The sequence below is a fragment of the Gloeocapsopsis sp. IPPAS B-1203 genome, from assembly GCF_002749975.1.
Taxonomy (GTDB): domain Bacteria; phylum Cyanobacteriota; class Cyanobacteriia; order Cyanobacteriales; family Chroococcidiopsidaceae; genus Gloeocapsopsis.
Genome location: NZ_PEIG01000009.1, coordinates 170,367 through 183,039 on the forward strand (window position 1 = coordinate 170,367; position 12,673 = coordinate 183,039).

A 12,673-nucleotide genomic window follows, 5' to 3' on the forward strand; every position below is an offset into this window, starting at 1 on the left:
ATCAAAATGAAGCGTTCTCAATTGAATAATTTCTTTCACTCAAAATTCGCAAGCTTTTTATTACCATTTCTAGCGACTATTTTATTATTTGTCGTTTGGGAAGTGGTAGTTCGTATTTTTCAGATTCCGCAGTTCAATCTACCTTCACCTAGTAGTATTTATCAAGCTGCGCTTAATTACAGTCCGCAAATTTTGGCAAATGCATGGCGGACACTCGTCACCACAACCACTGGTTTTTTGATTGCGATCGCAACTGGCGTCTTCCTGGGATTTTTAATTGGTTACTCGCGAATTGCTTATCTAACGCTTTATCCAATTTTGGTAGGTTTTAACACAATTCCCAAAGTTGCCTTAGTTCCTCTATTAGCTGTTTGGTTTGGTGCTAATGAAATTCCTGCTACTCTAACTGCTTTTTTACTAGCCTTCTTCCCGATCGCTGTTAATGTGGCTTTAGGGCTAGATACAGTAGAACCAGAAATGAAAGATGTCTTGCGATCGCTTGGTGCATCGCAGCTAGAAGTCTTTCAAAAAGTCGGCTGGCCCCACACTTTACCATACCTATTTGCTTCGCTCAAGATTGCTGCTTCTTTTGCCTTTGTCGGTTCCGTCATTGCTGAATCTGTCGCCTCCAACGGTGGGATGGGCTATCTCATTGTTGTTGCTAGTTCCAATTTTGATGTTCCCCTCGCCTTTGCTGGACTTTTAGCCTTGGCTGTCTTGGGAATAGTCCTTTACGGCTTCTTTGTCATTTTAGAAAAATATGCAATCTACTGGGCGCGGTGAGTACAGTAACTTAGCTCTTGTTCTAAACCTTGTTTTTAATTATTAATGCTTGGCTTTACGCTAGTTTTTTTAGGTTCCATTTGTCTTGCTGCCCAAAATGTGTTGTTGCGGATTGTTTTTGTTAACAGCCTTGTTTTTGGTGTCATACCTTTTGGTGGATTTGTTGCTCCTACCCTGGGTAACTCTTTATTACTTTTACAATTGCGGGCAGTTTTTATGTTACCGCTCATCGTTTTGCTAGCACCAAAGCTTCATGCCACAACATGGACGAACTTAAAACAATTACTCTATTCTTACAAGCACCCACTACTAATTAAATCTTTCATCAGTAGTTTTTCTCTATTTTTATCTCTAGCGCTTCTGTTTATTGCCCTAGCAAAAATTCCTGCTGGTGTTGCCACGGTGTTATTTTTTATTCATCCAGCAATTACAGTGTTACTCGCTTGGCGAATTTTTGGCGATCGCCCCACGTGGTTGCGCTGGGTAGTTTTAATTATTATCTTCACTGGCAGTTTTCTGGTTGCACCGAGTCTGACAGCGACAGCCGACAACGATACTTTAATTGGTATTGGGGCAGCATTAGGTGCAGGCGTAGCTTATGCTATTCAAGGCATTATGGCACAAATTTGCTTTCGGGAAATTCATCCTGTTCCTTTTACTGTGATTAGTTGCACAGTTATTTTGGTGTTTTCAAGTCTGAGTTTGTTACTTGTCAATATCGATGTTGCTAATGTCTGGTCAATATTATGGATTGTCAGCTTAATTGCAGCTATACTTACACTGACAGGACAACTTTTATATAATTTTGGCATTCATTTAGCCAATGCCGCGATCGCCTCAATTGTTGCGATTAGCAATCCCACTGCAACAGCAATTTTAGCTTGGGTGGTTATCCAAGAAGCTCTCCAAGGTAGACAAATTTTAGGCGTGATTTTGGTAGCCCTAGGAGTTGGACTACTTAGTCAAGAAACCCACAAGACTTAGCATGGCTCAACAGAATACAACTGTAACTGTCTAGCAAATTCGTGGTAGCTGTTCTCCACTTAACATATCGACAATGCGTTGAGCACCAATTTTACTTTTCATTGTGACAAAACCAGAAGTTGTGGCTATTTTACCATCTACCGTGGCAAAGTTGTGATTCATGTTCCGCATTGGACAATTCCTAAAATCTGCCAGCGAGTTAGCACTACTCCACTCAAACTGTGCTGCTCTACCTTGAAATTAGGCTCAAAAGTTGAGGAACTTGTGATGCTCAGTGAGGTTTAGCAGATCGACTCAAGGATAACCTCACATTTTCCTCATACTCGCTTTCTAAGCTCAAAATAAAGTTCGTTTCTGCTTCACAAGCTAGCCTCACCACAACTCAAAACTCATTAAAAACTGTTTTAAAAATTCATATCAGGAGTAACACGTATGGCTATTACTTTGGTAGGGAATATCTACCCCTAGAACAAGTTTTCAGTGTAGGAATCGAGGCGATCGCCACTCATGGTTATGTCATTCTAGTGGATGATGGATTAGCAACTGGGGCAACAATGCGCGCTGCTGTTGCCGTCATCAAGCAGCAAGGTTAGCTAGTCAGTGGTTTTAGCGCTATCTCACTTTTTCTGACAACAGTTCCAGATGCTAAAAAGCGTACGTTTTATGTTGGTTAATAGTCAATGGCTCAATCAACCATCAACTTCGACTTGATTCTTTTGCCATGCTCACAACTTTCTCACATCTTTACACTATTCTCATAAATAACATCAGATCAACATACTAATTAAATGAGTGGGTGAAGATAAATGTGACCTAAGGGCTATTAATGGTTGATTGTTAACAGTTAATGGCTCAATAATCAACTATTAACCATGAACTAGCATAAAACTTGTGGGTAATTACGCCTACTTAACTTAAATCAAGCATTGATTTTACAATCTTTAACAAACCATGAATAATTGTCCTTGCTGTTCTGATCAACTTTTACGGCATATTCACAATCATGAAGTTTATTTTTTTTGCCGCACTTGCTGGCAAGAAATGCCAGTACTGAGTGAAGAATATAATTTATACCCAAAAAAGGTTATTAGATTATCTACATTGCTGTACCAGCCAAAACAAAGAAACGCAAGCTATTGCAACATACGAAATCAAGAAAATATACGCACAACATTAATTAGCGTTTGATAGCAAGCTTAATCTTCTTGCCATTTCTCCTTGCTCAGTAGATCTATAATGCGATCTCTGAGCAAAAAATCATTTTCTTCTAGTTCAAGTTCTACACAAACCCAGTCACGCCCAGGAATATATTTGCACAAAGCATAAATTGGCTGTTGACGGTCAATGAGTCCTTTTTCGACGAGTTGACGAGCTTCTTCTTTAATTACAGCAATATCGTATTTAACTGTAGTAGCCATAACGCACTCCTTCCTTTGGACAATCAAACAGATTGTGTTGGTAACTATTACTATATATTTACATTCTTATTTTAATCCTAAAAAAACTAGCTTTAGTAAGTATTTATTTAAAGTAATAAATGAAGTTAAAAAGCAATAATATTGAAGGAGTGATACACGAGAATCAGTTTAATGTGAACAGTAAAATTGAGTAATTAGCGAATAACAAATTAATAACATTTTTGAAGAATTGTTGTAGAAAAAACAAGATCAGAAATGCTTCACTCGATGTACAAAAAATACATCCGCATTGAGAGAAGATCGCTATTTTAAACAAAGACAAAATTATGCATTCACCTTCTTCTGCAAAAGTACAAAGAAAAACGCAACTCACACCAACACACCCCAGTGGTAACACGCGTTTTAAGGTGCTAGATATTACAATTAAACGTTATCAATATCAACAAGATGCTCTGATTGAAGTTCTGCACAAAGCGCAGGAATTGTTTGGTTATTTAGATGACCTTTTACTTTATGTAGCCCGTAGCTTGAAACTGCCACCTAGCCGTGTTTATGGTGTAGCAACTTTTTATCACTTATTCTCCTTAGCCCCTCAAGGAGTTCACACCTGTACAGTTTGTACTGGCACAGCTTGTTATGTCAAAGGTGCAGCGCAAATACTAGCAACAGTTGAGAAATATACCAATATTCGTGCTGGTGAGACAACATCAGACAAACAACTTTCGTTACTGACAGCCCGTTGTTTAGGTGCGTGTGGTATTGCTCCTACTGTAGTTTTTGACGGTACTGTGTGCGGACACCAAACCCCAGAGTCAGTGTGCGATCGCCTCAAAGAATGGCTCGAAAATAGCAGATACTTGTCAAACTAGCTATAAGTTCACAAGTTTCTCAAACTTCTTCTCTAGCTTCAAAGTGGAACTTGAATAACTCGTTGCCAGGAGACAGCCAAAAAATGGATTTGACTCAACTATTAGAGATTGCACAGCAAGAACACGCGGCGAAAAAACCGATCCAAATTCGTTGTTGTGTGGCTGCGGGTTGTCTATCTGCTGACTCCTTAGCCGTCAAGCAATGCCTTGAGAAAGCAGTTAAGGATAATAGGTTTAGAAGATCAAGCCCAGGTCTGTGGCGTGGGTTGTCTGCGCTTGTGCTGTCAAGGCCCACTCGTACAAATCGAACCAGAGAAGATGCTTTATGAGAAAGTAACTCCTCAAGATGCATTGTCAATTATTACTGCCCTCAATGGCGGAGAAACAACAGGGCAACGTGGCAATCTGGCTCAGCCTTTTTTTACCCAACAAATGCCAATTGTACTCGAAAATAGTGGCAAGATTGATCCAGAACGAATTGCATCTTATATTGCTGCTCATGGTTATCAAGCACTGTATCACGTCCTGCACGAAATGCAACCTGATCAGGTGGTAGATGCGATCGCCAAAAGTGGTTTAAGAGGACGCGGTGGCGCTGGCTATCCTACTGGTTTAAAATGGGCAACGGTTGCCAAAGCAAAAGGAGAACGCAAGTACGTTATCTGTAATGCTGATGAAGGCGATCCTGGTGCATTTATGGATCGCAGCATTTTAGAAAGCGATCCGCATCGAGTGTTAGAAGGAATGGCAATCGCAGCTTATGCTGTAGGAGCTAATCAAGGGTATATTTATATACGAGCTGAATATCCTACTGCGATCGCTCGTTTGCAACTTGCAATCCGCCAAGCTCAACGCTTAGGTTTACTAGGCAGTCAAATTTTCGAGTCTCCTTTGGATTTTAAAATCGATATCCGCATTGGTGCAGGTGCTTATGTCTGCGGTGAAGAAACTGCATTAATGGCATCAATTGAAGGTCAACGCGGTACTCCTCATCCTCGTCCACCTTATCCAGCTGAATCTGGTTTGTGGGGATATCCTACTTTACTTAATAATGTAGAAACCTTCGCTAATATTACACCGATTATTCGTAACGGTGCTGACTGGTTTGCCAGTATTGGTACAGAAAAAAGCAAAGGAACTAAAGTCTTCGCTCTAGCAGGAAAAATCCGCAATACTGGTTTAATTGAAGTCCCTATGGGAACAACATTGCGACAAATAGTTGAAGACATGGGCGGTGGTGTACCGGATAGCGGTTGTGCTAAAGCTGTGCAAACAGGTGGACCTTCAGGAGGGTGTATCCCAGCATTAGCTTTTGACACTCCTGTAGACTACGAATCGCTGATTCAGTTAGGTTCAATTATGGGTTCCGGCGGTATGATTGTGATGGATCAAAGTACCAATATGGTGGATGTTGCCCGCTTTTTCATGGAATTTTGCATGGATGAGTCTTGCGGTAAGTGCATTCCCTGTCGCGTTGGTACTGTACAGTTACATTGTCTGTTAACTAAAATTCGTCAAGGCGAAGCATCACTAGCTGATTTGGAACTCTTAGAAGAACTGTGTGACATGGTGAAGTCTACCAGTTTATGCGGTCTTGGTCAGTCTGCACCAAATCCTGTTTTCAGTACTTTACGTTATTTCCGCGACGAGTATTTAGCGTTAATTAATAGCACTCAATAAACTTCCTGCATGAGGGCTGGGTAAATAAATTCACAGCCAAATACAATCTTTTCCCGTGTAATTACTGCAAAAAAAATGTTAGAGAGTATGAAGTAATACTTTATTTGGCTAGCCTCGACTTCAGTTGGTTTCCAACTGTCATTCATCTTTTTGATTCTCCTCACAAAATCTTCAATTTTCTGACTTAGGATGAGCATGAAGTGTAAAAGAGTTCGTCAAAACTAAGAATCAGTCGATTGACAACTACAAACCACTCTATATGAGTTATAAAAAAATTTTGATTACCCGTCATGGTGGTTCAGAAGTTTTACAACTCAGTGAAGCTGAATTACCAGAACCTGAAGATGATGAAGTTCGGGTGCGAATTCTAGCGACGACAGTTGCTTTTACTGATATTCTTATTCGCGAGGGGTTGTATCCAGGTGTACCGCAAACACCGTTTTCTCCTGGTTATGCGATCGCTGGTATTGTAGACAAGCTAGGCTTGACAGTATCTACCCTTGAACTAGGACAGCGAATTGTTGCGCTCACAATTGTCGGTGGTTACAGTGAGTTTTTGTGTTTGCCCGCAACAGAATTAGTACTCATACCAGACACAGTTGATGCTGTTGAAGCGGTTTGCTTGGTACTGCAATATGTGAGTGCTTATCAACTATTACATCGCATTGCTAAAGTTAAACCCAAAGAACGCATTCTCATTCACGGTGCAGCAGGAGGAGTCGGTACAGCACTATTAAAATTAGGTAAGCTGGCAAACTTGGAGATGTATGGAACAGCCTCGAAACCAAAACATGAACTCGTTGCGAGTTTAGGGGGAGTTCCAATTGATTACAAACAAAAAGATTTTGTTAAACAAATTTATAACTTGACAGGTGATGGCGTAGATGTTGTTTTCGATGCGATTGGTGGCAGTCACTTGTTTAGTTCATACAAAGCACTACGCAACAAAGGACGATTGATCAATTACGGTTTTTCTTCAGCTTTAGCTACCAAGCACAATCGAAAAGTGAAGCTAGCTGCTAGTTTACTTTTGTTATCGTTGTTGCAGTTGTTACCAGATAGTCACCAAGCAGTTTTTTATAACATTGCTGATAGTAAAAAGCGGCATTCAGACTGGTTTCGAGAAGATTTAACCACACTTTTAGACTTACTTGCACGCAAGCAAATTCAACCGATTATCGCCGATTGCCTACCGCTAGAAAAAGCAGCTGATGCCCACAAATTACTAGAAACTTCCGCTGTCAGTGGTCAGCTAGTCCTGATGTGCAGTAATTGAGGTCATTATATTATGCCTAACTCAAATCATTCCTTTGATTGTTTATACTGAGCACTTGCTTTTAATTTTAAAAATTGTAGAAGCTGTGACAACATAGAGGACACCTCAATGCAACGAAAACTCTTTAATCGACTGGTTTGGATGGTGGTATCCGCTCTGATCGCCATTCTCATCTCAGCAACTGTTTCAGCACAAACCGATATTAATATCAATGACAGAAATTTTATTCGGGTTGGGGGTGATGTTATCGTTCCTGCCAATCAGGTTATTGAAAACGCTCATGCAATTGGTGGAGATGTCACGATTGAAGAGGGTGCAAGAGTTACCCAAACAGCGATCGCAATTGGGGGCGATGTCATTTTGGCAGAAAATGCCCGTGTCGATGGAGATGCTTATGCCGTAGGCGGTGATATTGTCAGAGCAGCAGGAGCTACAATCGGAGGGTCATCGCAAATCTTCACTGAACAGGGGCGTTGGGGAATGCATGGTTCCAGGAGGAGAGGCATCGATGGCTTCTGGTTTCACTACTTATCGAGTGTTGCTGCGCATCTGCTGACAGTATTGCTAAGTGCTGTCGTAGGCATTTTCATCCTGCGTTGGCGACCTAATTTCTTACTAAACCTAGCAGAAACGGTTCGCGAATACCCAGTTCAATGTGCATTGTGGGGGTTAGGAGGTATAGTCGCTGTTATTTTACTCGTCATTCTTTTAGCCATCAGCTTGATTGGTATTCCGCTGTTGCCCTTGGTTGGTTTAAGTGTTGCTATTGTTGTGCTATTAGGAACGCTGGGTGTGGCGCTGTGGATTGGCGAAAAAACGCGGGCGAAGTCAGAACATACTCCAGTACAACAACTCCTGATGGGCTTGCTGATCTTAGGTTTAATCGGTTTAGTTCCAGGGCTTGGAGGATTGATTTTGTCTGTGGCAAATTTGGTTGGCTTTGGTGCAGTCTTGACATGGCTGTTGAATAAGCGACAACCACAGCTATCTAGATAATATGAGTAGTCTTACTAAGCCTAAAGACCGCTTATCTTGGTTGTGGCTTGCGATCGCTGCCACATGATTACGATTTTTTGCCCTGGGATATAGAACTATGTTGTCTAGCATTATTCATTAAATTCTTTGCCACCGTCACAAATTCCTCAAACTCTTTGCTTATAACTCAAGATGGAAGCACGCTACTCATACAGCAGGTCAAATGCCATTACATATTCAATTACTGGCAGCTAATGGTAACGTTATTAATGAAGTTTGGCGAAACTAGTAAGTTGAGGTTAGTAGTCCACGGCAGTGGATATGGTTTGTTTAGCTACGAATTTGCCAAGCGTTGTGGAATCTCCTCACAAGTTCCTCAAAATTTCACTTTAGCTTCAAAGTAAAGCTTATCTGGGTAGCATGAATTCCCACCCTATATTTAAAAATGTCATATTGATTGGTTATGGCAATCGCTTACGCAACGATGATGGAGTTGGACAAGCGGTAGCTGATGCTGTTGCTGCATGGAAATTACCGCATGTACGAGCGATCGCGACTCACCAACTGACTCCTGAACTAGTAGAAATGTTGGCAACTGCCGATCTCGCTATTTTTAGCGACGCCTACTCGACAGACACACTCCAAATTCAAGTGCAGCTTCTCGAACCTGCACCATCTCGGATGATAACGGGTCACTGCTGCGAACCACAAATGTTACTGGCGATCGCACAGCTGCTTTATGGCTATTGTCCCTCTTCTTGGTTAGTCAAAATACCAGCAATTAATTTTAGTTTAGGCGATCGCTTTTCAACTGTTGCTCAACATGGTATGGCGCAAGCTTTAAAGCAAATTGAGTTTTTGATTCTTCAGCAGGAAGTCACCTATGCATGAAGTAGCAATTATGCAAAACGCTTTGGATATTGCCCTCCAGCAAGCACACTTAGCAGGAGGAACTCAAATTCATGTACTCAAGCTGCGCATTGGTGAGTTATCGGGAGTCGTCCCAGAAGCGTTAGAGTTTGCGTTTGATGTCGTTGTCCAAGGAACGATCGCTGCTGATGCGCACTTAGAAATTGATTACATTCCCGTTGTTTGTCACTGTTCCAACTGTCATCTAGATTTTCAACCAGCCAATCTATTTTATGATTGCTACCAATGTCACCAAATCAGCATTGATGTAGTCCGTGGTCAAGAATTAGAAATCGCTTCTTTGGAGGTGTCTTGATATGTGCCAAACCTGCGGTTGTGATGAGCGCGAATCAAGCGTAAATGGTGACTTAAAGCAAATTAATGTTGGGCAAGAAATTCTGCATAAAAATACCCAATTAGCACAACAGAATCGCGCCTACTTCAAGTCTAAAGGTGTATTGGTATTAAATATCCTTTCCTCACCTGGTTCAGGAAAAACGGCACTGATTGAAAGGATGCTGCAATGTAGTCAATTCCGCATCGGAGCTATTGTAGGCGATTTAGAAACAGATAACGACGCCAAACGCTTGCGATCGCATGGCGTACCCGCAGTCCAAATTACAACAGGTAACATCTGTCATCTAGAAGCAGGCATGATAGCACGAGCAAGCAAACAACTCAAGCTAGATGCTTTAGATTTATTAATCATTGAAAACGTGGGAAATTTAGTTTGCCCTGCGGCGTATGATTTGGGTGAAGATTTGCGTATTGTCTTGCTCTCTGTCACCGAAGGAGAAGATAAACCGCTCAAGTATCCGACACTCTTTAAAACTGCGCAAGTGGCAATTGTTAACAAAATCGATCTTGCCCAAGCGGTGGAATTTGACCGCGAACAGGCGATCGCCAATATCGAACGCATTGCACCACAAGCCATGATTTTTGCAGTTTCAGCAAAGACAGGTCAAGGCATGGAAGACTGGGATACCTATCTCGAACAAAAGTATAGAGGAATCGGTAATGCAAGTTTTCAAGTCAAACGATCCAGCTTATGATATCCTTCGCCTTGAGCGTCAACCTTTAAATGCAATTTTTGCTCCGCAGACTGTAGCTGTCATAGGTGCTAGCGATCAGGCTAATAGTGTAGGACGGACTATTTTATGGAACCTAATCAGCCATCCTTTTGGTGGTACTGTATTCCCTGTAAATCCTAAACGACATAGCGTATTAGGAATCAAGACATACGCCACAGTTAAGGATATCCCAGAATCTATCGATCTGGCGATTATTGCCACACCCGCGTCAACGGTACCAGATATCATTGCTGAATGTGTGGATGCAGGCGTTGAAGGTGCAATTATCGTTTCTGCTGGGTTTAGAGAAATTGGTACAGTCGGTGCTGAGTTAGAGCAGCAAATTAAACAGCAGTTACGTCGTGGCAAAATGCGTTTAATTGGACCTAATTGCTTGGGCGTCATGCACCCCCGCAACGGCATCAATGCGACTTTCGCAAGCGTCATGGCGCGTCCTGGTAATGTCGGCTTTATTAGCCAAAGTGGTGCGCTGTGCACTGCTATTCTTGATTGGAGTTTGCGAGAAAACGTCGGTTTTAGTGCCTTTATTTCGATTGGCTCAATGCTTGATGTCAGTTGGGGCGATCTGATTTACTACCTCGGTGACGATCCGCACACTCATAGCATTGTGATTTATATGGAATCAATCGGCGATGCGCGTTCGTTTTTATCTGCTGCGCGTGAGGTTGCATTGACTAAGCCTATTATTGTCCTCAAAGCAGGTCGAACTGAAGCCGCAGCTAAGGCTGCAACTTCGCATACGGGAGCATTAACAGATAGTGATGAAGTCATTGATGCTGCTTTTCGTCGCTGTGGAGTTTTGCGAGTTAATAGTATATCTGACTTATTTGATATGGCAGAAGTGCTAGCAAAACAACCGCGTCCCAAAGGATCGCGATTGACAATTATCACGAATGCAGGAGGTCCAGGAGTTCTTGCTACCGATGCACTGATGACAACTGGCGGCGAACTCGCAGAAGTATCCGCAAGTGCGATCGCTGCCCTAAATCAACTGCTACCGCCTCACTGGAGTCATGGCAATCCAATTGATATTCTCGGTGATGCTGAACCAGAACGTTATCTGCAAGCTTTAGAAATTGTTGCAACAGATCCGAGCAGTGATGGTATACTCGTGATTCTGACGCCGCAAGCTATGACCGATCCCACGCTGACAGCTGAACGGTTGAAGTCATATATCGCAACGCATACCGCCTCTGCACGCAAACCTATTCTTGCCAGTTGGATGGGAGGAACTGAAGTCGCAACAGGCGAAATGATTCTTAATCGCGCCAGTATTCCAACTTATCCTTATCCAGATACCGCTGCCCGCGTATTTAATTATATGTGGCAGTATAGCTACAACTTGCGTGGCATATACGAAACACCGGTACTCAGTACTCATGCCGCTGATGGTGCTACGGTTCGTACTTTAGTAGAAACAACAATTGCCAAAATCCATCAGGCACGCATGATTCTTACAGAAGTTGAATCTAAACAGATTCTAGCAGCTTATGGCATTCCGATTGTTGCAACTTGTGTTGCTAAAAGTGAAGCGGAAGCAATTAACTGTGCTGAAGGAATCGGTTATCCAGTTGTTCTCAAACTTTTCTCTGAAACAATTACTCATAAAACTGATGTCGGCGGCGTACAGTTGAATTTGCCCAATGCAGCAGCTGTGCAACGAGCATATCAAGCTATTGCTACATCAGTCAGCGACAAAGTTGGTGTTGAGCATTTCTTGGGCGTTACCGTGCAACCAATGGTGAGTACAGATGGTTATGAATTAATTATCGGTAGCAGTCTCGATTTACACTTTGGTCCAGTCTTGTTGTTTGGTTCAGGAGGGCAACTAGTAGAAGTCTTTCAAGATCGGGCGATCGCTTTACCTCCCCTCAACACCACTTTAGCGCGGCGCATGATGGAACAAACTCGCATTTATAAAGCACTTTTAGGCTTGCGGGGTCGTCAGCCTATCGATATGAACGCCCTAGAACAGCTGATGGTGCGCTTTAGTCAGTTAGTCGTTGAACAACGTTGGATTAAAGAAATTGACATCAACCCGTTGCTTGCTTCTCCTCATGGACTGATTGCGCTTGATGCTCGAGTCATTTTACACGAACCAAACATCACTGCAGATGAATTACCTCAACTCGCTATTCGTCCTTATCCAACTCAGTATGTCACTGATTGGACAATGAAAGATGGTACTTCAGTAACTATCCGCCCTATTCGTCCTGAAGATGAACCGTTGATGATCCAGTTCCATCAAACATTATCAGAACAAAGTATCTATTTTCGTTACTTTCATTTAGTGAAACTCAGTCAACGAGTTACCCACGAACGGTTAATCCGCATATGCTTTATTGATTACGACCGCGAAATGGCACTGGTGGCTGAATATCAAAATCCCCAGACAAAAGTCAGTGAAATTTTAGCATTAGGTAGGTTGAGCAAGTTGCATAGTACCAATGAAGCAGAATTCGCCCTCTTAGTGAGCGATCGCTTTCAGTGCCAAGGCTTAGGTACAGAGTTATTAAAACGGCTACTGCAAGTAGGTCGTAACGAACATCTTAAGCACATCCATGCAGAAATTCTTCGCGATAATCGAGCAATGCAACATGTCTGTGAAAAACTGGGTTTCCAAATTCATCGTACAGAAGATCCCTCTGTCGTCAAAGCAGAAATTATTCTGTCTAGTAAGTAACTACG

The 12,673-nt window shown here is 42.2% G+C and carries 11 protein-coding genes and 1 pseudogene; 10 read left to right on the forward strand and 2 right to left on the reverse strand.

Annotation, left to right across the window (positions count from 1 at the left end; genetic code table 11):
* The first annotated feature begins 6 nt into the window (after positions 1-6).
* Both CSQ79_RS16995 and CSQ79_RS17000 read left to right on the forward strand, forming a co-directional pair.
* A complete protein-coding gene (locus CSQ79_RS16995) occupies positions 7-783 on the forward strand; it encodes an ABC transporter permease (protein ID WP_099702349.1) in 777 nt (258 codons plus the stop codon).
* Between the two features lie 45 nt (positions 784-828).
* The gene (locus CSQ79_RS17000) at positions 829-1,767 is read left to right on the forward strand and encodes a DMT family transporter (protein ID WP_099702350.1); all 939 of its coding nucleotides are present in this window, start codon (positions 829-831) and stop codon (positions 1,765-1,767) included.
* A gap of 30 nt (positions 1,768-1,797) precedes the next feature.
* Here CSQ79_RS17000 and CSQ79_RS27955 read toward each other — a convergent pair whose 3' ends face one another.
* Both CSQ79_RS27955 and CSQ79_RS17015 read right to left on the reverse strand, forming a co-directional pair.
* Positions 1,798-1,938, reverse strand: coding sequence for a hypothetical protein (locus CSQ79_RS27955; RefSeq protein ID WP_289501243.1), 141 nt, complete (start codon positions 1,936-1,938; stop codon positions 1,798-1,800).
* A 1,025-nt stretch (positions 1,939-2,963) separates the two neighbouring features.
* Complete coding sequence (locus CSQ79_RS17015) at positions 2,964-3,185, reverse strand: DUF4327 family protein (RefSeq protein ID WP_099702352.1); 222 nt, start codon at positions 3,183-3,185, stop codon at positions 2,964-2,966.
* Positions 3,186-3,511: 326 nt separating this feature from the next.
* On the opposite strand from CSQ79_RS17015, the gene hoxE reads away from it, so the two are divergent.
* From hoxE to CSQ79_RS17060, 8 genes and pseudogenes are all read left to right on the forward strand, one after another.
* Positions 3,512-4,054, forward strand: a complete 543-nt coding sequence (gene hoxE / locus CSQ79_RS17020; RefSeq protein WP_099702353.1) for a bidirectional hydrogenase complex protein HoxE — start codon at positions 3,512-3,514, stop codon at positions 4,052-4,054.
* An 83-nt stretch (positions 4,055-4,137) separates the two neighbouring features.
* Positions 4,138-5,734, forward strand: a pseudogene (locus tag CSQ79_RS17025) (NADH-ubiquinone oxidoreductase-F iron-sulfur binding region domain-containing protein).
* A gap of 259 nt (positions 5,735-5,993) precedes the next feature.
* Positions 5,994-7,010 (forward strand): medium chain dehydrogenase/reductase family protein, encoded by a 1,017-nt coding sequence (locus CSQ79_RS17035; RefSeq protein WP_099702355.1) that lies wholly within the window; start codon positions 5,994-5,996, stop codon positions 7,008-7,010.
* Positions 7,011-7,118: 108 nt separating this feature from the next.
* Positions 7,119-8,006, forward strand: coding sequence for a DUF8173 domain-containing protein (locus tag CSQ79_RS17040; RefSeq protein WP_099702356.1), 888 nt, complete (start codon positions 7,119-7,121; stop codon positions 8,004-8,006).
* A gap of 399 nt (positions 8,007-8,405) precedes the next feature.
* A complete protein-coding gene (locus CSQ79_RS17045; RefSeq protein ID WP_099702357.1) occupies positions 8,406-8,876 on the forward strand; it encodes a hydrogenase maturation protease in 471 nt (156 codons plus the stop codon).
* Positions 8,869-9,210 (forward strand): hydrogenase maturation nickel metallochaperone HypA, encoded by a 342-nt coding sequence (gene hypA, locus CSQ79_RS17050; RefSeq protein WP_099702358.1) that lies wholly within the window; start codon positions 8,869-8,871, stop codon positions 9,208-9,210. The genes CSQ79_RS17045 and hypA overlap by 8 nt, the downstream gene beginning before the upstream one ends.
* Position 9,211: 1 nt before the next feature.
* A complete protein-coding gene (gene hypB, locus CSQ79_RS17055; protein ID WP_099702359.1) occupies positions 9,212-9,946 on the forward strand; it encodes a hydrogenase nickel incorporation protein HypB in 735 nt (244 codons plus the stop codon).
* A complete protein-coding gene (locus CSQ79_RS17060; protein WP_099702360.1) occupies positions 9,912-12,668 on the forward strand; it encodes a bifunctional acetate--CoA ligase family protein/GNAT family N-acetyltransferase in 2,757 nt (918 codons plus the stop codon). The genes hypB and CSQ79_RS17060 overlap by 35 nt, the downstream gene beginning before the upstream one ends.
* Positions 12,669-12,673: the final 5 nt, after the last annotated feature.